This is a genomic window from Pseudomonas petroselini (assembly GCF_045037875.1).
In the GTDB taxonomy this organism is placed as follows: domain Bacteria; phylum Pseudomonadota; class Gammaproteobacteria; order Pseudomonadales; family Pseudomonadaceae; genus Aquipseudomonas; species Aquipseudomonas petroselini.
Map to the genome: position 1 here is coordinate 620,283 of NZ_CP173614.1, position 22,264 is coordinate 642,546.

The 22,264-nt window shown below is 59.7% G+C and carries 18 protein-coding genes; 2 read left to right on the forward strand and 16 right to left on the reverse strand.

Annotated elements, in window-relative coordinates:
• The first annotated feature begins 52 nt into the window (after nt 1–52).
• On the forward strand, nt 53–5,857 hold the full coding sequence (locus ACI512_RS02970) for an MG2 domain-containing protein (protein WP_236380244.1): 5,805 nt from the start codon (nt 53–55) through the stop codon (nt 5,855–5,857).
• Nucleotides 5,838–8,138: a penicillin-binding protein 1C gene (pbpC, locus tag ACI512_RS02975; RefSeq protein ID WP_236380245.1), complete on the forward strand. Its 2,301-nt coding sequence runs from the start codon at nt 5,838–5,840 to the stop codon at nt 8,136–8,138. The genes ACI512_RS02970 and pbpC overlap by 20 nt, the downstream gene beginning before the upstream one ends.
• Here pbpC and ACI512_RS02980 read toward each other — a convergent pair.
• The 16 genes from ACI512_RS02980 to ACI512_RS03055 form a co-directional block, all read right to left on the reverse strand.
• Nucleotides 8,080–8,439 (reverse strand): hypothetical protein, encoded by a 360-nt coding sequence (locus ACI512_RS02980; RefSeq protein ID WP_236380246.1) that lies wholly within the window; start codon nt 8,437–8,439, stop codon nt 8,080–8,082. The two genes, pbpC and ACI512_RS02980, sit on opposite strands and share 59 nt — an antisense overlap.
• A 134-nt stretch (nt 8,440–8,573) precedes the next feature.
• Entirely contained in the window at nt 8,574–8,936 is a 363-nt protein-coding gene (locus ACI512_RS02985) for a hypothetical protein (RefSeq protein ID WP_236380247.1), read from the reverse strand.
• 60 nt (nt 8,937–8,996) lie between these two features.
• Entirely contained in the window at nt 8,997–10,829 is a 1,833-nt protein-coding gene (glmS, locus tag ACI512_RS02990) for a glutamine--fructose-6-phosphate transaminase (isomerizing) (RefSeq protein WP_015886641.1), read from the reverse strand.
• Between the two features lie 10 nt (nt 10,830–10,839).
• Entirely contained in the window at nt 10,840–11,607 is a 768-nt protein-coding gene (locus tag ACI512_RS02995; protein ID WP_015886642.1) for a DeoR/GlpR family DNA-binding transcription regulator, read from the reverse strand.
• 228 nt (nt 11,608–11,835) lie between these two features.
• The gene (glmU, locus tag ACI512_RS03000; RefSeq protein WP_064053178.1) at nt 11,836–13,203 is read right to left on the reverse strand and encodes a bifunctional UDP-N-acetylglucosamine diphosphorylase/glucosamine-1-phosphate N-acetyltransferase GlmU; all 1,368 of its coding nucleotides are present in this window, start codon (nt 13,201–13,203) and stop codon (nt 11,836–11,838) included.
• 123 nt (nt 13,204–13,326) lie between these two features.
• Nucleotides 13,327–13,743: a F0F1 ATP synthase subunit epsilon gene (locus tag ACI512_RS03005; RefSeq protein WP_015886644.1), complete on the reverse strand. Its 417-nt coding sequence runs from the start codon at nt 13,741–13,743 to the stop codon at nt 13,327–13,329.
• Between the two features lie 44 nt (nt 13,744–13,787).
• Complete coding sequence (gene atpD, locus ACI512_RS03010; protein ID WP_015886645.1) at nt 13,788–15,164, reverse strand: F0F1 ATP synthase subunit beta; 1,377 nt, start codon at nt 15,162–15,164, stop codon at nt 13,788–13,790.
• A gap of 27 nt (nt 15,165–15,191) precedes the next feature.
• On the reverse strand, nt 15,192–16,052 hold the full coding sequence (gene atpG, locus ACI512_RS03015) for a F0F1 ATP synthase subunit gamma (protein WP_003195829.1): 861 nt from the start codon (nt 16,050–16,052) through the stop codon (nt 15,192–15,194).
• Nucleotides 16,053–16,102: 50 nt separating this feature from the next.
• A complete protein-coding gene (gene atpA, locus ACI512_RS03020) occupies nt 16,103–17,647 on the reverse strand; it encodes a F0F1 ATP synthase subunit alpha (RefSeq protein ID WP_003177064.1) in 1,545 nt (514 codons plus the stop codon).
• Nucleotides 17,648–17,668: 21 nt separating this feature from the next.
• The gene (locus ACI512_RS03025) at nt 17,669–18,205 is read right to left on the reverse strand and encodes a F0F1 ATP synthase subunit delta (RefSeq protein ID WP_015886646.1); all 537 of its coding nucleotides are present in this window, start codon (nt 18,203–18,205) and stop codon (nt 17,669–17,671) included.
• A 12-nt stretch (nt 18,206–18,217) separates the two neighbouring features.
• Nucleotides 18,218–18,688, reverse strand: a complete 471-nt coding sequence (locus ACI512_RS03030; protein WP_015886647.1) for a F0F1 ATP synthase subunit B — start codon at nt 18,686–18,688, stop codon at nt 18,218–18,220.
• A 57-nt stretch (nt 18,689–18,745) separates the two neighbouring features.
• Entirely contained in the window at nt 18,746–19,003 is a 258-nt protein-coding gene (gene atpE, locus ACI512_RS03035; protein WP_002555987.1) for a F0F1 ATP synthase subunit C, read from the reverse strand.
• Nucleotides 19,004–19,136: 133 nt separating this feature from the next.
• Entirely contained in the window at nt 19,137–20,006 is an 870-nt protein-coding gene (gene atpB / locus ACI512_RS03040; RefSeq protein ID WP_015886648.1) for a F0F1 ATP synthase subunit A, read from the reverse strand.
• Between the two features lie 16 nt (nt 20,007–20,022).
• On the reverse strand, nt 20,023–20,430 hold the full coding sequence (locus ACI512_RS03045; protein WP_015886649.1) for a F0F1 ATP synthase subunit I: 408 nt from the start codon (nt 20,428–20,430) through the stop codon (nt 20,023–20,025).
• Between the two features lie 148 nt (nt 20,431–20,578).
• On the reverse strand, nt 20,579–21,451 hold the full coding sequence (locus ACI512_RS03050) for a ParB/RepB/Spo0J family partition protein (RefSeq protein ID WP_015886650.1): 873 nt from the start codon (nt 21,449–21,451) through the stop codon (nt 20,579–20,581).
• Nucleotides 21,452–21,460: 9 nt separating this feature from the next.
• Complete coding sequence (locus ACI512_RS03055) at nt 21,461–22,258, reverse strand: ParA family protein (RefSeq protein ID WP_015886651.1); 798 nt, start codon at nt 22,256–22,258, stop codon at nt 21,461–21,463.
• Nucleotides 22,259–22,264 lie beyond the last annotated feature (6 nt).

A 22,264-nucleotide genomic window follows, 5' to 3' on the forward strand; every position in this document is an offset into this window, starting at 1 on the left:
TTGTATCAAAGACGCGTGTAAGATACGCCGCACTTAGCCAGGGATGCTCACCATGTTCGATTCGTTCAAAGCGATCAGCCGCCGCATTGTCGGTGCGTTATTGACTGTGGTGGGGGCCGTCTTTGGCCAATGGCATCCGCCGGTCTGGCTGCGTGCCATCGGCCGTGGGCTGGCGAACCTGGGCAGCAAAGCCCGCGCTTATCCACGTCAAACCGGTGCCGGTTTATTAGGGCTGGTCTTGCTGGCCGCCGCCGGCTTCTATGGCTGGCACTGGTATTCCAACCTGCCGCAGCCGCATACCGCGAGCTATTCGCTGCACAAACCGAACCTCACCGATTACACCCAGCAAACACCGGTTGTGGATAACTTGCAGGTGCGTTTCGGCGAGTCCGTGGCCCCGCTGGCGGCCATCGGCAAGCCGGTCACCGAGGGCATCACCCTCAAACCCGCGGTCGCGGGCACCTGGCGCTGGGCGGATGACCGCAGCCTGTTGTTCGTACCGGAAAAAGACTGGCCCATCGACGCTCATTACACCGTCGACCTGGCAAAGAAAAACCTGCTGGCCGACGGCGTGTTGCTGGACCAATACAGCACGCAGTTTTCCACCCAACCGTTCCGCGCCACCCTGGCGCAAAACGAGCTGTACCAGGACCCGTCCAATCCAACGCTGAAACAGCTGGTGGCGACCTTCCATTTTTCCCACCCGGTGGATGAAGACAGCCTACGCAAGCGCGTCACAGTAACCCTCGGCAAAGGCCTGGCCTACCGCGACGCCCAGTTGCCCAACCGCCCGGAAATCACCTTCGACGAGAAAAAACTCAACGCCTACGTACGCTCCGCCGCCCTGGCTACCCCACTGGAAAGCACGCCGGTCAGCGCCAAACTCGACGACGGCATCAAGGCCCGCGACGGCGGCAACGCCAGCGCCGCCCCACTGGTGGCGGAAGTCACCGTGCCCGGTCGCTATCGCCTGACCTTCACCGGGGCCGAAGTCAGCTTTGTCGACAACGCACGTGGCGAGCCGGAGCCGGTGCTGATGTTCAGCAGCTCCAGCGCCGTAGCCGACGAAACCATCGCTGGTAAGGTCCAGGCCTGGTTGCTGCCGGAAAAAGCCCAGGACGACACGCGTCCCTACAACAGCAACGACATTGATGACGCCCTGCTCGCCCGCAGCACCAAGGTCAACCTGACCCACGTGCCCAGCGTCGAACCGCTGAATACCTTGCACGCCTTCAAGTTCAAGGCCCCGGCAGGCCGTGCGGTGTATGTACGCGTGCCCGCCAACCTGGAAGCCATCGGCGGCTATCTGGCGAAGAATCCTACGGCGTCGCTGATCAGCATGCCGGCGTACCCGCGCACCCTGCAGTTCCTGTCTGACGGCGCCTTGCTCAGCCTCAACGGTGAAAAACGCCTGGGCTTTATGGCCCGTGGTGTACCCGGCGCCCATGTAGAAATCGCCCGCTTGCTGCCCAATCAGCTGCAACACCTGGTGGACCAGAGCAGCGGCAGCTTTGCCCGGCCGAATTTCGGCAATGAGTATTTCGATCGCATGGTCGAGCGTCAGTCGTTGGATATCCCGCTGTCATCCAATGACCCGGCGAAAACCGTCTACGACAATGTCGACCTCAGCCGCTACCTCACCGCCAATGGCGGCCGGCGCGGCATTTTCGTGCTCAAGCTCAGCCCGCAGGATGACCCGGCCCCGCGCACGTTCGAGTACGACCGCAGCAGCACCAGCGACCTGCGTTTTATCGTGGTGACGGACTTGGGCATCATCGCCAAGCGTTCCAGCGATGGCAGCCACGATGTGTATGTGCAGTCCATCGGCAATGGTTCGCCAGTCGCCGACGCGCAAGTCGACATCATCGGCCGCAACGGTTTGCCGGTGAGCAGCGGCCACACTGACGGCGAAGGCCACGCGCATTTCGCCAAGCTCGATGAACTGCGACGTGAGAAAACGCCGCTGATGTATGTGGTCACTCGCGGCAATGACCAGTCGTTCCTGCCGATCGCCCGCCAGTCCCAGCAGTTGGATTTGTCGCGTTTCGACGTAGGCGGTTTGGAAGAGGACGGCGCGATTGATCGCCTCAGCGCCTACCTGTTTACCGACCGTGGCCTGTACCGGCCGGGCGAAACCGCGCACCTGGGCATGATTGTGCGCAGCGGTAACTGGAAAGGCGCATTGCAAGGCCTGCCGGTAGAGCTGCAGATCACCGACCCGCGTGGCCTGGAAGTGATTCGCCAGCCTTTGAAGCTGTCCGCCAGCGGTTTTGAGACCTTTGATTTCCCCAGCAGCGAAGTCGCCCCCGCCGGGGAGTACACCGCGACCCTGCAGTTGATTGGCGAAAAGCAAACCCGCACCGACCTGGGCAGCGTCAACTTCAAGGTCCGCGACTTCGAGCCGGACCGCATGAAGGTCAGCCTGAGCCTGCATGACACGCCTGTTCAGGGTTGGATTCCACCGGACCAGGTGGTGGCCAAGGTCACCGCCATGCACCTGTTCGGCGCTCCGGCATCAGGGCGTCGTGTCACCGCGAAGATGTCCCTGAGCCCGACGCTCGCGGCGTTTGACCGTTACCCGGATTACCGTTTCCGCCTCAACGATGCCCTGGAAGAGGCCAGCACCGAAGACCTGGCCGAAACCACCGTCGACGACAACGGCCAGGCCTTGCTCGACCTTAACCTGCAACGCTTCGCCAACAGCACCTACCGCCTTCAGGTGATGACCCAGGTGTTCGAGGCCGAAGGCGGCCGTAATGTCGCGGCGCAAAGTGCCTTGCTGGTGTCGTCCGCACCTTATCTGGTCGGTGTGAAAAGTCAGGATTCGCTGTCGTACGTCGCCAAGGATGCCCCGCGCCAGGTGCAATGGCTGGCCGTCGCGCCGGACCTTACGCCGGTGGCGGTGGACGGCCTGACCAGCGAAGTGGTCGAACACCGTTATGTGTCGGTGCTGGTGAAACAGTCCAACGGCACCTACAAGTACGAGTCGCGCATCAAGAACATCAGCCAGCCAGCCTCGCCGCTGGCGATGACGAAAGAAGGCGCCAAGCAGACGTTGAACACGTCAGCGCCGGGCGATTTCACCCTGCAACTGAAAGACGCCAACGGCAACCTGCTCAACCAGATCGACTACAGCGTGGCCGGACGCGGCAACACGTCGCGCTCGCTGGAACGCAATGCCGAACTGCAATTGCGCCTGGATAAACGCAGTTACGCCACCGGTGATGAGATCGCCATCAGCATTCGTGCCCCGTATACCGGTGCCGGCTTGATCACTATCGAACGCGACAAGGTCTACACCCAGCAGTGGTTCAAGGCCGACAGCACCAACAGCGTGCAGCACATCCGCGTACCTGCGGGGCTTGAGGGCAATGCCTACGTCAACGTGCAGTTTGTGCGCGATATGGGTTCGGCCGAGGTGTACATGAGCCCGCTGTCCTACGGCGTGGTGCCGTTCAGCATCAACCTGGATGCCCGGCGCATGGCATTGAAGGTTGAAGGCCCGGCGAAGATCGAGCCGGGGCAGACGCTGGATATCAAGGTCAACGCTGACCGTCCGGGCCGCGCGGTGGTGTACGCGGTAGACGAAGGCATCCTGCAAGTGGCGCGCTACCAGACGCCGGACCCGCTGGGCTTCTTCTTCCAGAAGCGTGCGCTGGAAGTCGGCACCAGTCAGATCCTTGACCTGATCCTGCCGGAGTTCAGCCGCCTGCTCAGTGGGGCAGCGCCCGGTGGCGATACGGAAGGCGCCCTGGCTAATCATCTCAACCCGTTCAAGCGTAAACATCAGCCGCCGGTGGCTTGGTGGTCCGGGCTGGTGGACTTACCGGCCGGTGAAACCGTGCTGCATTACCAGGTGCCGGACAGTTTCAACGGCAAGCTGCACCTGTTCGCGGTGGCAGTGGACAGCGACAGTGTCGGCGTCAGCGAAGCCAATACCGAGGTGCGCGGGCCGATCGTGATCACGCCAAACGTGCCGGCCTTTGTAGCGCCGGGGGATGTGTTCAACGTCAGCGCCGGGGTGTTCAGTAACCTCGACGCGGCGGCGGACGTGAAGTTTGAAGTGCAGACCAGCGCTGGCCTGGTTGTGCAGGGCGATAAGGGCAATACCTTGTCGCTGCAACCGCGCAAGGAAGGCACAGCCGAGTTCAAGATCAAGGTCGGCGACACCCTCGGCTCGGCAGACCTGCGTTTTGTCGCGGTGCTGCCGGACGGCAAACGTATCCAGGTGGCGGAAACCACCTCGATCCGCCCTCTGAGCGAACATCGCGTTGCCCTGAGCCTGGGCCGCTTCGACAGCGCCAGCAAGGAGCTCAAACCCACTCGCGAGCTGTTCAGCCAACTGCGCGACGTGCAACTGGGCGTGGCCGCCTCGCCGCTGGTATGGGCCAACGGCCTCAAGCATTACCTGGATGACTACGGCTACGCCTGCACCGAGCAACTGGTGTCCAAGGCCATGCCGGCATTGATCTGGGGCGGCAATGCACCCGAGGCCGAACAAGCCTTCGGCAGCGCGGTACGCATGCTGCGCCAACGCCAGAACCAGGCCGGCGGCTTTGGTTTGTGGGCGGCCAACCCGGACGTGGCACCGTACGCCAGCCTCTACGCCACCGACTTCCTCATCGAAGCCAAGGAACGCGGGTTGCCAGTGCCGGAGGACCTGCTGGTGCGCTCGAATGCGTATCTGACAGACCTGGCCAATGGTCCTAGCGAAGGCCTGTCGGAATTGCGCAACCGTGCCTACGCCAGTTACCTGCTGAGCCGTCAGGGGATTCTGGTAAGTGGTGCGTTGAGCGATATCCGCGAACGCTACGAAAGCTACTTCAAGGACAGCTGGCAGAACGACTTGGGCGCCGCTTACCTGGCGGCCAGTTACAAGCTGCTCAAGCAGGATCGCCAGGCCGATACGCTGTTCCGCAAAATCCCATGGCGTTCGCTTGTGGATAAGTGGGACAGCGATGGCCTGTATTACGACCCGCTGGTGCACGACGCCGAACACCTGCACCTGCTGGCGCGCCACTTCCCTGAGCTGATGGACGATGTGCCCACGGCGTTGCTGGATAAACTCGGCAAGCGCCTCAACGAACAGCGTTACAACTCGCTGTCGGCGGCTCTGTTGCTGCGCGCGCTGGACAACTACGGCCAGCGTGCGCAAAGCGACATGACCCTCAAGGCCACCGCTTGGCTGGGTGACAAGCAACAGCAATTGCTGGAGATGGCCGGTCAGCCGCCGCGCGCCGCCGTGCCGGGCAACACGCAAAAGCTGGTGATGGAAAAATCCGACGGCCCGGCTGCGTTCTACATGCTCAGCGAAGCCGGTTTCGACAAGGGCGCCAAGCTCAAGCCGATCAACAATGGGCTGGAAATCATCCACGAATACCTCGACCTCAAGGGCGAGCCGGTGAGCAAGGTCGCCGTGGGTGATGAGTTCCTGGTACGCCTGCGCCTGCGGGCTACCGACCGCGATCAGGTGCAGCAAGTGGCCGTGGTCGACCTGCTGCCCGGTGGCGTCGAGCCTGTGTATAACTTGCCGCCGGAGCCGGAAGCCGCCAGCAGCGAGGAAAGTGAGGGTGAAGAGTCCGAGTACGTCGAAGAAGACAGCCAGGAAGAACAAAGCTGGCAAGCGCCCATCGGTGAAACCGAACTGAGCAACTGGCAGCCGGAGTATGTGGACGTGCGTGATGATCGGGTGGTGTTGTACGGCACTGCGCTGCGTGATGTAGGCACTTTCGTCTACCGCGTGCGTGCGACCAACGCCGGTACCTTCAATACGCCACCGGCCTACGCCGAAGGCATGTACGAAACCACCCTGCAAGGGCGCGGCAAAGTAGGCCAGCTTGAAATTACCAAGCCTTAAACGCCTGACGCCGCCGCTGCTCGCAGCGGTGGTGGTGCTGGCGGGGTTGCGGCTGTGGCCCCATGCCCCGCTCGAGCAGACCGTGACCTCATCGCGGGTGGTACTGGCCGACGACGGTTCGCTGCTGCGCATGACGTTGGCGGATGACGGGCAATACCGCTTATGGCTACCGCTGGAGCGGATCTCTCCTTCACTGGTCGAAGCCTTGTTGCTCAAGGAAGACCGCAATTTCTACTGGCACCCGGGGATCAATCCCCCGGCATTGCTGCGCGCCGCCATGGCCACCTACAGCGGTGGCCAGCGCCAGGGCGGCTCGACCTTGAGCATGCAATTGGCACGGCGCTTGTGGGACCTGAACACACGCCAGGTGCCAGGCAAATTGCAGCAGATGGCGTTGGCGCTGTGGCTGGAAGCACGCTACAGCAAGCACGACATCCTGGAGGCCTACCTGAACCTGGCGCCCATGGGCGGCAATATCGAAGGGGCCGAGGCGGCGAGTCGTATCTATTTCGGCAAGTCGGCGGCGCAGCTGTCGTTGTCCGAGGCGCTGGCGCTGGCGGTGATACCCCAGCAGCCAGGCCGGCGCGCACGCTTCGGGCCATCGCTGCAAAACGCCCGCCTGCGCTTGATGAACGACTGGCGCGAGACTTATCCACAAGACCCGCGTAACGACAGTCTGCTGCAATTGCCCCTCGAAGCGCGCAACCGCCAGCAGATCCCGTTCCTGGCACCGCACCTGAGTGAACAACTGCTGGCCTCCCAGGTCGGCAATGAACTTAACAGCACCCTCAACCTGCCGTTGCAGCAATTGCTCGAACGCCTGATCACCGGCTTTATCGCCGAGCGACGCAGTACGGGTGTGGAAAACGCCACGGCGATCCTGATCGATAGCCGCGACCAGAGCGTCAAAGCGCTGGTGGGTTCGGCGGATTACTTATCCACAGGCATCCACGGGCAGGTCAACGGCGTGCTGTCGCGACGCTCGCCCGGTTCCACGCTCAAACCGTTTCTGTATGGGCTTGCGCTCGATCAAGGGGTGATCCACCCCATGAGCATCCTCAAAGACCTGCCGAGTAACTTCGGCTACTTCCAGCCAGAAAACTTCGACGGCAGTTTTGTCGGCCCGCTGACAGCGCGAGATGCCCTGATCCGTAGTCGCAACATCCCGGCGGTGTGGCTGGCCAGCCAAGTCAAGTCGCCGTCCTTGTACGGGCTGCTGCAACGCGCCGGAATCAAAGGCCTGCGCGACGAAAGCCATTACGGCCTGGCCTTGCCCCTGGGTGGCGGTGAGATGACCCCGGAAGAACTGGCGCAGCTGTATGTGATGCTGGCTGGCGATGGGCACCTGCGCCCGTTGCGCTATGTGCAGGAACAGCCCCAGACCACGGGCGCCCAACTGCTCACGCCCCAGGCGGCCTTTATGGTGCGCGACATGCTGCGGCGCAACCCACGCCCGGATGGCCTGCCCGGCCGCCACTGGCGCACCGCGTGGAAAACCGGCACCTCCTGGGGCTTTCACGATGCGTGGAGCGCCGGCCTGGTCGGCCCCTATGTGTTGGTGGTGTGGGTAGGTAACTTCGACGGCCGACCGAACCCCGCGTTTATCGGCGCCAAAACCGCTGCGCCGTTGTTCTTCCGCATCGCCGACGCCCTGCCCCTGGCCTTACCCACGGTGGTGATCAAGCCTGACAAGCCTCCCGCTGGACTGGTGCGCATCGACGTCTGCGCCGCCTCCGGTGAACTGCCCAACCGCTGGTGCCCGCAAACCCGCAAGACCTGGTACATCCCCGGCGTGTCGCCGATTCGCGTGTCCAACCTGCACCGCCCGGTGCTGATCGACACCCGCACCGGCAAGGCCGCATGCCCGCCGTTCGAGGCGCAATACACCCGCGAAGAAGTCTTCGAATTCTGGCCCAGCGACGTGCAACGCCTGTACCGCGCCGCCGGCCTGCCAAGGCGCACACCGCCCAACGTGATGAAAAACTGCCAGCCCAACCGCGTCAGTGATTCAAGCGAAGCACCGCAGATCCGTTCGCCGTTGACCCAGGTGAGCTATCAGTTGCGCCTGTCCCAGCCGCAGGAAAGCATCCCGCTGAATGCCAACGCCGCCAGCGATGCGGCGATGCTGTATTGGTTTGCTGATCAAACCTTGATCGGCCAAGGCCCGCCGCAAACCACGCTGAACTGGCGGCCGGGCAAGTCGGGGGAGTATCGGTTGCGGGTTACGGATGACCAGGGGCGCAGTGCGGGTCGGGGGTTGCGGGTGGAGTTTGTGCCGTGATCGGGCTCTCTGTCTCCAGGCTCAGTAAAAACGCCGATGAAGATCCGGGAATATCATCTGCGCGAACCAGCGCAGACAAGGTCGCAGGCTCAGTGTATTGACCCTCGATCAGGTTGCTGTAATAGCTATTGGTGATTCGCATCAGGCCGCCGATGCGGGCAGAAGTAATATCGGGGAGTAAACCGGTCAATTTTCCTGCACGAAACGAAAGAGTTTCTGCCGTACGCAAAATCGACGCAGGGAAGCCGGGAGACGGCCAGATAGGCTCTAACCAGTGATTGCCGGCTATAAATTTCTGCATGATTTTCTTTGCCTTTTTCCGATTTATTTTCGGATCTTTTTTTCCTTGAGGACCAATAGTAGCGGGATGAATAGACGATTTTATACAACTATTTGCTAAACCTTTTTCCGATTTATTTTCGGATCCTTTTTGACTTACTCAACAAGCTCGACATACTCGGATTGCCCTCCTCCAATCGCCCCCGACAACCAGCCCCATACAAAACTCAGGGTAGGCCGCCCGGCTTGATCCAGGCCGACCCTGCCACGTGACCAACCGGACAGCAGCTCACCTTCCAGCGTCAGGCACTGATACAGCAGTTCAATGGTATCCACACCGGTCACTCGCCCCACTTGCGTGCCCAGCCGAATCCGCCCGCCCTGGTAAGTGCCGGAAATGGCATCACCTTCAACAAGGTAATGAAACACCGTACCCGCGCCAGATAGTCCTTGGGCGTTGTTGGCGACGGTGAATCGGCGGTTGTTCAGACGTTGGTGGATCAGGGAAGGGGTTTGCATCGAGGTCGCGTCCTTTCGCGGTAGCCTGGAGACCCGGGCGGGTCTCCAGGGCGTAGCGGGTTACTCCACCGTCACCGACTTCGCCAGGTTGCGCGGCTGGTCCACGTCGGTGCCCTTGAGCACGGCAACGTAGTACGACAGCAGTTGCAGCGGGATGGTGTAGAGGATCGGCGACAGGGTGTCATTGATGTGCGGCATGTTGATGACGTGGGTGCCTTCCCCATTGGTCATGCCGGCTTTCTCATCGGCGAACACCACCAGCTGGCCGCCACGGGCGCGGACTTCCTGCAGGTTGGATTTGAGTTTTTCCAACAGTTCGTTGTTCGGCGCCACGGTGACCACCGGCATGTCGTCATCCACCAGGGCCAATGGGCCGTGTTTGAGCTCACCGGCCGGGTAGGCTTCGGCATGGATGTACGAAATTTCCTTGAGCTTGAGTGAGCCTTCCATCGCCACTGGGTATTGCGCGCCACGGCCAAGGAACAGGGTGTGGTTCTTGTCGGCGAACAGTTCGGCGACTTTTTCCACGGTGCTGTCCATTGCCAGGGCTTCACCCAGGCGGGTTGGCAGGCGGCGCAGTTCTTCGACCAGGGTCGCTTCGACGCCTTCGGCCAGGGTGCCGCGAACCTGACCCAGGGACAGGGTGAGCAACAACAGGCCAACCAGTTGGGTGGTGAAGGCTTTGGTGGAGGCCACGCCGATTTCGCGACCGGCCTGGGTCAGCAGGGTCAGGTCGGATTCGCGCACCAGGGAGCTGATGCTGACGTTGCAGATGGCCAGGCTGGCCAGGAAGCCCAGCTCCTTGGCATTGCGCAAGGCCGCCAGGGTGTCGGCGGTTTCGCCGGACTGGGAGATGGTCACGAACAGGGTGTCGGGTTGCACCACCACCTTGCGGTAGCGGAACTCACTGGCGACTTCCACCTGGCACGGGATGCCGGCCAGTTCTTCCAGCCAGTAACGGGCAACCATGCCGGCGTGGTAGCTGGTACCGCAGGCCACTATCTGCACGTTGCGCACTTTGGCGAACAGTTCGGCAGCTTGCGGACCGAAGGCGTTGACCAGTACCTGGTTCTGGCTCAGGCGACCTTCCAGGGTGCGTTGCACCACGGCTGGCTGCTCGTGGATTTCCTTGAGCATGAAGTGGCGGTATTCACCTTTGTCGGCGGCTTCGGCACCGTCGCGGTATTGCACGGCTTCTCGCTCGACGGATTGACCGTTAACGTCCCAGATCTGCACGCTTTCACGGCGGATGTCGGCGATATCGCCTTCTTCCAGGTACATGAAGCGGTCGGTGACCTGGCGCAGGGCCAGTTGGTCGGAGGCGAGGAAGTTTTCACCCAGGCCCAGGCCGATCACCAACGGGCTGCCACTGCGGGCGGCAACCACGCGGTCGGGCTGGCTGGCGCTGACCACGGCCAGGCCATAGGCGCCGTGCAGTTCCTTGACCGTGGCCTTCAGGGCGACGGTCAGGTCGCCAAGGTCCTTGAGTTTGTGGTTGAGCAGGTGAGCGATGACTTCGGTGTCGGTGTCCGAGGTGAACACATAACCCAAGCCTTTGAGTTGCTCACGCAGCACTTCGTGGTTTTCGATGATGCCGTTATGGACCACCGCCAGGTCACCGGAGAAGTGCGGGTGGGCATTGCGTTCGCACGGCGCACCGTGGGTCGCCCAACGGGTGTGGGCAATCCCAAGGCGACCTACCAGCGGCTCGCCAAGCAGGGCTTGCTCCAACTCGCTGACCTTGCCCGGGCGGCGCATGCGCTCGAGCTTGCCGGCATTGGTGAAGACGGCCACACCGGCGCTGTCATAGCCACGGTATTCCAGGCGCTTGAGGCCTTCGAGCAGGATGGCGGTTACGTTACGTTCAGCGACTGCGCCTACGATGCCACACATGGTGTTTCTCCTAGATGATTGCCGCGCATATCAGCGTAATGCCGCGGGCTTGGATCTGGTCGCGGGCCTCAAGCGGCAGGCGATCATCGGTGATAAGGGTATGGACGCTGCTCCAGGGCAGTTCCAGGTTGGGAATCTTGCGGCCGATCTTGTCCGATTCGACCATCACCACCACTTCACGGGCGACCTCAGCCATGACACGGCTCAGGCCCAGCAACTCGTTGAAGGTGGTGGTACCGCGCTGCAAATCGATGCCGTCGGCGCCGATGAACAGTTGATCAAAGTCGTAGGATCGCAGTACTTGCTCGGCGACCTGGCCCTGGAACGAATCCGAATGCGGGTCCCAGGTGCCGCCGGTCATCAACAACACCGGCTCGTGTTCCAGTTCGCTCAAGGCGCTGGCCACGTGCAGGGAGTTGGTCATCACCACCAGGCCGGGCTGGTGGCCCAGCTCGGGGATCATCGCGGCGGTGGTGCTGCCGCTGTCGATAATGATGCGTGCGTGTTCGCGCAGGCGCATGACCGCAGCACGCGCAATCGCACGCTTGTAGACCGACACCGGTTGAGTGGCATCGCCCACCAGCTCCTGGGGCATGGTGATTGCGCCACCGTAGCGGCGCAGCAACAGGCCGTTGCTTTCCAGCGCGGCCAGGTCCTTGCGGATGGTGACTTCCGAGGTTTCGAAACGCTTGGCCAATTCGTCCACGCTGACTTCGCCCTGTTCATTGAGCAAGGTCAGGATGTTGTGGCGCCGTTGGGGTGTATTTCGTTTCGACATGGCAATGATAAGTTTCGTTTCGAAAGATAACGAAGGCAATCAAAACCTATCGGCGAAAGATCGTCAAGCAGCAAACCTCATTTTTTTCAAGCTATACAAAACAAATGTGGGAGGGGGCTTGCTCCCGATGGCGACAGATCAGTCAACTTTGCATCGACTGAACCATCGCCATCGGGAGCAAGCCCCCTCCCACATTTGGATAGCGTTGCTGATGAGGCCGTGGATAACTCAGGTCTTTTTGATTTTGACCGGGCGTTTCCAGCCGTCGATATTGCGTTGGCGGGCGCGGGCTACGGCCAGTTGGGACTTATCCACATCCTGGTTGATGGTTGAGCCCGCAGCAGTGTTCGAACCATCACCGATAGTCACTGGCGCAATCAGCGAGTTATTCGAGCCGATAAATACGTCCTCACCAATAGTGGTCTGGTACTTGTTGGCGCCGTCGTAGTTGCAGGTGATTGCGCCGGCGCCGATGTTGCTGCGAGCACCGATCACAGCATCACCGAGGTAGGCCAAGTGGCCGGCCTTCGCATCGTCACCCATTTTCGCGTTTTTCAGCTCGACGAAATTGCCAACGTGCGCCCTGGCGCCCATCACTGTCCCCGGACGCAGCCGCGCAAACGGGCCGGCATCGCTGCCCTCGCCCATCACGGCGCCGTCGATATGGCTGTTGGCCTTGATCACCGCCCCCTTGCGCAGGGTACTGTCCTTGATCACACAGTTAGGGCCGATCACCACGTCGTCTTCGATGATCACACGGCCTTCGAGGATCACGTTGATATCGATCAGCACATCGCGGCCCACGCTGACTTCACCGCGCACATCGAAGCGTGCCGGGTCGCGCAGGGTCACACCCTGAGCCATCAGGCGACGACCTTCGCGCAACTGGTAGTGGCGTTCAAGCTCTGCAAGCTGCTTACGGTCGTTGGCGCCCTGCACTTCCATCGGGTCGTGGGGTTGTTCGGTGGCGACCAGCAGGCCATCGCTCACGGCCATTTCGATGACGTCGGTGAGGTAGTACTCGCCTTGAGCATTGTTGTTGGACAGACGGCTCATCCAGTCAGCGAGCTTATTGGCCGGTACTGCGAGAATTCCGGTGTTACCTTCGGTGATCGCGCGTTGGGCCTCGCTTGCGTCCTTGTGCTCCACGATAGCCGCGACCTTGCCGTCGGCATTACGCACGATGCGCCCATAGCCGGTAGGGTCGTCCAGTTCGACGGTCAGCAGGCCCATCTGGCCAGGCACGACGTGCTTGAGGAGGCGTTGCAGGGTTTCCACTTCGATCAACGGTACGTCGCCGTAGAGGATCAACACCGTATCGGCGGTGATGAACGGCACCGCCTGCGCGGTGGCGTGGCCGGTACCCAGTTGCTTGTCTTGGAGAACAAAATTCAAGTCGTCTGCGGCGAGGCGTTCACGCACCACATCCGCACCGTGACCGATCACCACGTGAATGCGCTGTGGGTGGAGTTGTCGAGCGCTGTGGATAACATGGCCAAGCATGGAGTTGCCGGCAACCGGGTGCAGCACCTTGGGCAGGGCCGAACGCATACGGGTGCCCTGGCCCGCGGCGAGAATGACGATTTCAAGAGACATGAATGGCTACCAATCCTGGGCGGTCCGGCGTCAGACCAACGAAGTGTTTTGCTGAAAAAGAAAAAGGGTAGCCGAGGCTACCCTTTTTAATCAATCGCGCATGAAGCATGACGGCGTGGCCGCTTACTTCTTACGGATCTGCTGGAGCGTGCGCAGCTGAGCTGCAGCCTCAGCCAGACGTACAGCAGCAGCGCTGTAGTCGAAGTCCGCACCCTTTTCGTTCAGGGCTTTCTCGGCAGCCTTGACGGCTTCCTGAGCGGAGGCTTCATCCAGGTCGCCAGCACGTTGCACAGTGTCGGCAAGTACCTTGACCATGTTCGGCTGAACCTCGAGGAAACCACCAGAGATGTAAAACACCTCTTTTTCCCCGCCTTGCTTGGTCAGCGTGATCGGACCTGGCTTCAAGCTGGTGATCAACGGCGCGTGGCCCATGGCAATACCCAGGTCACCCAGGTCGCCGTGTGCAATCACCATTTCTACCAGACCGGAGAAGATTTCCCCTTCCGCGCTGACGATATCGCAATGGACTGTCATAGCCATCTGATTGCCTCAACCTGATGAGCGCCCGTTACCGGGCGCTTGGATTACAGTTTCTTGGCTTTCTCGATCGCTTCTTCGATGCCGCCGACCATGTAGAACGCTTGTTCTGGCAGGTGGTCGTAGTCACCGTTGAGGATGCCTTTGAAGCCAGCAATGGTGTCTTTCAGGGAAACGTATTTACCCGAGGCACCGGTGAAGACTTCAGCCACGAAGAACGGCTGCGACAAGAAGCGCTGGATCTTACGAGCGCGGGATACCAACTGCTTGTCGGTTTCCGACAGCTCGTCCATACCCAGGATCGCAATGATGTCCTTCAGTTCTTTGTAACGCTGCAGCACGTACTGAACGCCGCGAGCGGTGTCGTAGTGCTCCTGGCCGATCACGTTCGGGTCCAGCTGGCGCGAAGTCGAGTCGAGTGGATCGACCGCTGGGTAGATACCCAGGGAAGCGATGTCACGGGACAGTACGACGGTGGCGTCCAAGTGGGCGAAGGTGGTCGCAGGCGACGGGTCGGTCAAGTCATCCGCAGGTACGTATACCGCTTGGATCGAAGTGATCGAACCTTCCTTGGTCGAAGTGATACGTTCTTGCAGAACGCCCATCTCTTCAGCCAGGGTCGGCTGGTAACCTACTGCCGAAGGCATACGGCCCAGCAGTGCGGATACTTCAGTACCGGCCAGGGTGTAACGGTAGATGTTGTCGACGAACAGCAGAACGTCGTTACCTTCGTCACGGAACTTCTCGGCCATGGTCAGGCCAGTCAGTGCTACGCGCAGACGGTTTCCCGGCGGCTCGTTCATCTGACCGTAAACCAGTGCCACTTTGTCCAGAACGTTGGAGTCCTTCATCTCGTGGTAGAAGTCGTTACCCTCACGAGTACGCTCACCCACACCGGCGAACACGGAATAACCGCTGTGCTCGATGGCGATGTTACGGATCAGTTCCATCATGTTTACGGTCTTGCCTACACCGGCACCACCGAACAGACCGACTTTACCGCCCTTGGCGAACGGGCAAACCAGGTCGATAACCTTGATGCCGGTTTCCAGCAGGTCGTTGCCGCCAGCTTGTTCGGCGAACGAAGGTGCTGGACGGTGAATGCCCCAGCGCTCTTCGGTGTCGATCGGGCCAGCTTCGTCAATCGGGTTACCCAGTACGTCCATGATCCGGCCCAGGGTCGCTTTACCGACCGGTACGGAGATGGCAGCGCCAGTGTCGACAACGTCCAGACCGCGCTTCAAGCCTTCGGTGGAACCCATCGCAATGGTACGAACTACGCCGTCGCCCAGCTGCTGCTGAACTTCCAGAGTAGTTTCCGCGCCTTGTACTTTCAGCGCGTTGTAGATGCTCGGTACGCTGTCGCGTGGAAATTCCACGTCGATAACGGCGCCGATGATTTGAACGATACGTCCGCTACTCATAGCTGGATCCTCTGAATATTTGAACCGTTAAACCGCGGCAGCGCCGCCGACGATTTCCGAGATCTCTTGGGTGATCGCAGCCTGACGCGCCTTGTTGTAGATCAGCTGCAAATCGCTGATCAGATCACCGGCGTTATCGGTAGCGTTTTTCATCGCGATCATCCGCGCCGCTTGTTCAGCTGCGTTGTTCTCGACCACCGCCTGGTACACCTGCGACTCCACGTAGCGCACCATCAAGCCGTCAAGCAGCTCTTTGGCGTCTGGTTCGTAGAGGTAGTCCCAGTGGTGCTTGAGTTCCTGATCCGGAGTCGCCACCAGTGGAATCAATTGCTCCACGGTTGGCTGCTGGGTCATGGTGTTGATGAACTTGTTGGATACCACGGACAGGCGGTCAATCCGGCCTTCCAGGTACGCATCCAGCATCACCTTCACACTGCCGATCAAATCATTGATCGACGGCTCTTCACCCAGGTGGCTGATAGCTGCAACGACGTTACCGCCGAAGTTACGGAAAAAGGCCGCACCCTTGCTACCAACAACACACAGATCGATCTCGACGCCGTTTTCGCGGTTTACCGCCATGTCCTTGACCAGGGCCTTGAACAGGTTGGTATTCAAACCACCGCACAAACCACGGTCACTGCTCACTACCACATAACCCACACGCTTGACGGCGCGTTCGATCATGAACGGGTGGCGGTATTCCGGGTTGGCGTTGGCCAGATGCCCAATTACCTGGCGGATACGTTCCGCATAAGGACGGCTAGCAGCCATGCGCATTTGTGCCTTGCGCATTTTGCTGACCGCCACTTTTTCCATGGCGCTGGTAATTTTTTGCGTGCTTTTGATGCTCGCAATCTTACTGCGAATCTCTTTTGCGCCTGCCATGTAACACCTATCAGGTTAGCAAGCGGGAGCCTTGCGGCTCCCGCTGCGGCTTACCAGGTTTGGGTGGCCTTGAACTTCTCGATACCGGCTTTCATGCCAGCGTCGATATCGTCATTGAAGTCACCCTTCACGTTGATCTTCGCCATCAATTCGGCGTGATCGCGGTTGAAGTAAGCAATCAGCGCTTGTTCAAAGCTGCCGACCTTGGCGATTTCAACGTCGGTCAGGAACCCACGCTCAGCGGCATACAGCGACAACGCCATGTCAGCGATCGACATTGGGGCGTATTGCTTCTGCTTCATCAGCTCGGTAACGCGCTGACCATGCTCAAGTTGCTTACGGGTCGCTTCGTCCAGGTCAGAAGCGAACTGGGCGAATGCCGCCAGTTCACGGTACTGAGCCAGAGCGGTACGGATACCACCGGAGAGCTTCTTGATGATCTTGGTCTGAGCGGCACCACCCACACGGGATACCGAAACACCGGCGTTCACTGCAGGGCGGATGCCCGAGTTGAACATGGCCGATTCCAGGAAGATCTGACCGTCGGTGATGGAAATCACGTTGGTCGGAACGAACGCGGAAACGTCGCCAGCCTGGGTTTCGATGATCGGCAATGCGGTCAGGGAACCGGTTTTGCCGGTCACTGCGCCGTTAGTGAACTTCTCTACGTATTCTTCAGAAACGCGGGATGCGCGCTCCAGCAGACGGGAGTGGAGATAGAACACGTCGCCTGGGTAGGCTTCACGGCCTGGTGGACGGCGCAGCAGCAGGGAAATCTGGCGGTAAGCCACTGCTTGCTTGGACAGATCGTCATAAACGATCAGCGCGTCTTCACCGCGGTCGCGGAAGAATTCACCCATGGTGCAACCGGAGTACGGTGCCAGGAATTGCAGCGCAGGAGATTCCGAAGCACTGGCAGCCACGATGATCGTGTTGGCCAGGGCGCCGTTTTCTTCCAGCTTGCGAACCACGTTGGCGATGGTCGATTGCTTCTGACCGATGGCTACGTAGACGCAGAAAATGCCGCTGTTCTTCTGGTTGATGATCGCGTCGATCGCCAGAGCGGTTTTACCGATCTGACGGTCACCGATGATCAGCTCACGCTGGCCACGGCCGACAGGGATCATGGCATCGACAGCCTTGTAGCCAGTCTGTACAGGCTGGTCTACCGACTTACGCCAGATCACGCCTGGAGCAACTTTCTCGACCGCGTCGGTCTCGGTGTTGCCCAGTGGACCTTTACCGTCAACAGGGTTACCCAGTGCGTCGACTACGCGACCCAGCAGTTCCTTACCAACCGGAACCTCCAGGATGCGGCCGGTGCACTTGGCGCTCATGCCTTCAGCCAGACTGGTGTACGCGCCCAATACAACGGCACCTACGGAGTCTTGCTCCAGGTTGAGGGCCATACCGTAGACGCCGCCCGGAAACTCGATCATCTCGCCGTACATAACGTCGGCCAGACCGTGAATCCGCACGATGCCGTCAGATACGCTGACGACAGTGCCTTCGTTACGGGCTTGGGAGGTCACATCGAGCTTGTCGATGCGGCCCTTGATAATTTCACTTATTTCGGAAGGATTGAGTTGCTGCATTGCTCTGCTGCCCCTTCAAACTCAAGATTTCAATGCTTCGGCAAGTTTCGCGATTTTGCCGCGAATCGAGCCATCGATAACCAGGTCGCCGGCACGGATAACAACACCACCAATCAGGGATGCGTCCTCCGAAGCTTGCAGGCGCACTTCCCGATTGAGTCGTGCACTGAGAACCTTGGCGAGTTTGTCTTGCTGTTCTTGGTTCAATGCAAAAGCACTGGTCACTTCAACGTCTACCGATTTCTCTGCTTCGGCCTTGTACAGGTCGAACAGAGCGGCAATCTCCGGCAAAAGCGGGAGACGGTCGTTTTCGGCAACGACGTGGATGAAGTTCTGCACTTTCACATCAAACTTGTCGCCGCACACTTCAATAAAAGTGGCGGCCTTGTCTGCGCTCGTCAGGCGCGGGGCCTTGAGCACGCGCTGCATGGTGTCGTCTTGCGACACTGCTGCAGCCAGGCCGAGCATGGCTGACCAAGAGGCCAGCTGCTGGTGGGCCTGGGCGTGCTCGAAGGCTGCCTTAGCGTAAGGTCGGGCCAACGTGGTCAGTTCTGCCATGATCGCCCTCGCTTAAATTTCAGCAGCCAGTTTGTTAACCAGCTCCGCGTGCGCGTTTTGATCGATTGTGGCACCGAGGATCTTCTCAGCACCGCCGACCGCCAGAGCACCCAGTTGGGCACGCAGCGCGTCTTTGACGCCGTTCAGTTCCTGTTCGATCTCGGCATGAGCCGAAGCCTTCACACGGTCAGCTTCGACGCGGGCTTTTTCAACAGCCTCTTCGACGATCTGGTTACCGCGCTTCTTGGCTTGCTCAATGATTTCAGCTGCCTGTGCTTTAGCATCGCGCAGTTGATGACCCACTTTCTCTTGGGCCAACTCCAGGTCGCGAGCTGCACGGCTGGCAGCGTCCAAGCCATCAGCGATCTTCTTCTGACGTTCGTGCAAAGCCGCGATGACCGGAGGCCACACGAACTTCATGCAAAACACTACAAAAATGAAGAACGCAACGGATTGGCCAATCAGGGTTGCATTAATGTTCACGCCAACACCTCGCTCATTCGTTGTCCATCACTCCAATCAACTCGAAAATTCGAGTGATTAGCCAGCGAGTTGACCAACGAAGGGGTTCGCGAAGGTGAAGAACAGAGCGATACCAACGCCGATCATGGTCACGGCGTCGAGCAGGCCGGCGACGATGAACATTTTAACTTGCAGCATTGGAACCATTTCTGGTTGACGCGCTGCGCCTTCCAGGAATTTGCCGCCCAGCAGGCCGAAACCAATGGCAGTACCCAGGGCGCCCAGGCCGATCAACAGTGCAACAGCGATAGCGGTTAGACCAACTACAGTTTCCATCTTTCCTCCCGACTTTTACGTCGTATGGTTTAGGTTTTTTAGATTTTAAAGCGGTAAAACAAATCGTTTCATAGCCCTGGTGGGCCACCTTCCCGTTTCACCGGGAAGGACATCAGACTAGTCGAGACTGGTCTTAATGGTTCTCTTCGTGTGCCATCGACAGGTAGACGATGGTCAGCATCATGAAGATGAAGGCCTGCAGGGTAATGATCAGGATGTGGAACACAGCCCACGCCCACTGCAGAACCACGCCCAGGCCGCTAAGCCAGAGCAGACCACTGCCGAACATCACAGCGATCAGAATGAACACCAGCTCGCCGGCATACATGTTGCCGAACAGTCGCAGCGCCAGGGAAATCGGCTTGGCGATCAGGGTCACGAATTCCAGCAGGAAGTTCACCGGAATCAGCAGGGCTTGAACGAAGATGTTCTTGCTGCCGAACGGGTGCAGGGTCAGTTCGCCGATAAAGCCGCCGATGCCCTTGACCTTGATGCTGTAGAAAATGATCAACGCAAACACCGACAGGGCCATGCCCAGGGTGGCGTTAGGGTCAGTCGTCGATACGGCACGGAATGGAATGTGCGCATCGCCCGTAATCAGGATGGCCAGCTGAGGAATCCAGTCGACCGGGATCAGGTCGACGGCGTTCATCAGGAACACCCAGACGAAGATGGTCAGTGCCAACGGTGCAATCACCGGGCTACGGCCATGGAAGCTGTCCTTCACGCTGCCATCGACGAATTCGACCAGTACTTCAACGAAGTTCTGCAAAGCACCTGGCTGACCGGACGTTGCCTTCTTTGCCGCCATGCGGAAAATCAGGACGAAGATCAGACCCAATGCGACCGACCAGCCCAGAGTGTCCAGGTGGAAAGCCCAGAAGCCCATTTCTTTGGCCTCTGCTGCGGAGTGGGCAAAGCCCCAGCCGCCATTAGGAAGCTGACCGAAGGTCAGGTTCTGCAAGTGGTGCTGGATATAGCCCGAAGCGGTTGTTTCTGCCATGGTTGCCTCAAACGCCCTAAGGTTTCGAAAGTCTTGTTTTCATTAGCAGGGGAGCGAACCAGCTGACCAGTTGGGTCAACACGAAGACGCCGAATACAGCCAGCGGCGCCAATGGCTTCACACCTGCAAAGGTCAGTGCAAACAGCACTGCCGTCAAAATCAGTTTCCCCGCCTCGCCGGCATAAAAAGACCGGACGATAGCCTGGGCTGCTCGGGCGCCGGAAAACCGAAAGGCCCTGTGAGCAAAATACATATTGGGCAGCAAAGCTATCAGGCCTCCGCAAAGTCCTGAATATCCGGCTACGACTCCATGCCAATACCAAAGCGCCAACGCGGCGATCAGCAAAACGACAAATTGAGCCAATAAAACCGGAAAAACGGCCAAGCGATGGAACGGCAACGTGTTTGGCGTGCGGGTTTCCATCACTCTTGCTCCTCAACGGTCGGCTGCCGGAAATCAATAACTTGGCATAATTTGTGCCGACAAAATGCGCGCAGAGTATAGGGGCGGTTCTGCCCCTATTCAACTGCCGGGTAGTGATTTCCGATCACGCGCTACATAAGCAAATGTTTCAGCGGATGTGAGCAAGGACGCCCTGAAGCTCATCAAGGGAGTTATATCCGATGACCAATTGTCCTTTGCCTTTCTTACCGTGGCGAATTTGCACCGCAGAGCCTAGGCGCTCGGCCAGGCGCTGCTCGAGACGTGCGATATCCGGATCAGGTTTGGCCGTTTCGACCGGTGCAGGTTTGCCGCTGAGCCATTGGCGAACCAGGGCCTCGGTCTGACGAACGGTGAGACCTCGTGCGACAACGTGTCGCGCCCCTTCAACCTGTTGATTTTCCGGCAAACCGAGCAAAGCACGGGCGTGACCCATCTCCAGATCGCCGTGGGAAAGCATGGTCTTGATGACTTCCGGCAGTGCGATCAGGCGCAGCAAGTTCGAAACGGTAACGCGGGATTTCCCCACCGCCTCGGCCACTTGTTGTTGGGTCAGCTGGAATTCCTGCTGCAAACGTTGCAGCGCGATGGCTTCTTCAATCGGGTTGAGGTCTTCGCGCTGGATGTTCTCGATCAACGCCATGGCGATGGCGGTTTCATCCGGCACATCGCGCACCATCGCCGGGATGGTGTCCTTGCCGGCCTGCTGGCTCGCGCGCCAGCGGCGTTCACCGGCGATGATTTCAAAGCGGCCACCCCCAATCGGACGCACCACGATCGGCTGCATCACGCCCTGAGCCTTGATCGAATTGGCCAGCTCTTCCAGCGCCTGCGGGTCCATGTCCCGGCGAGGCTGGTATTTGCCGCGCTGGATAAGGTCCAGGGGCAGGTGTTGCAGCTCGCGTTCGTCGGCCTGCACCGCCTGTTCTTCAAGCGATGTGACGGTCGGACCACTCAACAGTGCATCCAGTCCACGTCCGAGACCTCGTTTCTTGACGGCCATGGGGATTCCTTAAGTTGGCTGGGCTGCAGCGGTGCGTGAGTTGCGGCGTTGGCGACGAACCATCTCGCCGGCCAGCGCCAGGTAGGCAATGGCACCACGCGAAGTCTTGTCGTATGCCAGCGCAGGCATGCCATAGCTGGGTGCTTCGGCCAGGCGGATGTTGCGTGGAATCACGGTGTCGTACAGCTGCTCGCCGAAGTGTTCCTTGAGCTGGGCCGACACATCATTCATCAGGCTCAGGCGCGGATCGAACATGGTGCGCAGCAAGCCTTCGATCTGCAGGTTCGGGTTGAGCAGCTCGGCAATACGCTTGATGTTATCCACAAGGTCGCTCAAGCCTTCCAGTGCGTAGTACTCGCACTGCATGGGGATAATCACGCCGTCGGCGGCCACCAGCGCGTTCAATGTCAGCATCGACAATGACGGTGGGCAGTCGATCAAAATGTAGTCGTAGTTCTCGCGGATCGGCGCCAATGCGCTGCGCAGACGGCTTTCTTTCATCTGCATTTCCAGCAGCACCACTTCCGCCGCGGTCAAATCGCGGTTGGCCGGCAGCAGTTGGTAACCGCCGTGTTCGGAGTAGTGCATGGCTTGGGCCAGGTCGCACTCACCAATCAGCAGGTCGTAGACCGAGTTTTCCAGGCCGTGTTTATCCACACCGCTACCCATGGTGGCGTTGCCCTGTGGATCGAGATCGATCAGCAGCACCCGACGCTTGGTGGCGACCAGGGATGCTGCGAGGTTGATGCAGGTGGTGGTTTTGCCCACGCCACCTTTCTGGTTCGCTATCGCGAATACCTTAGCCATTCTTGC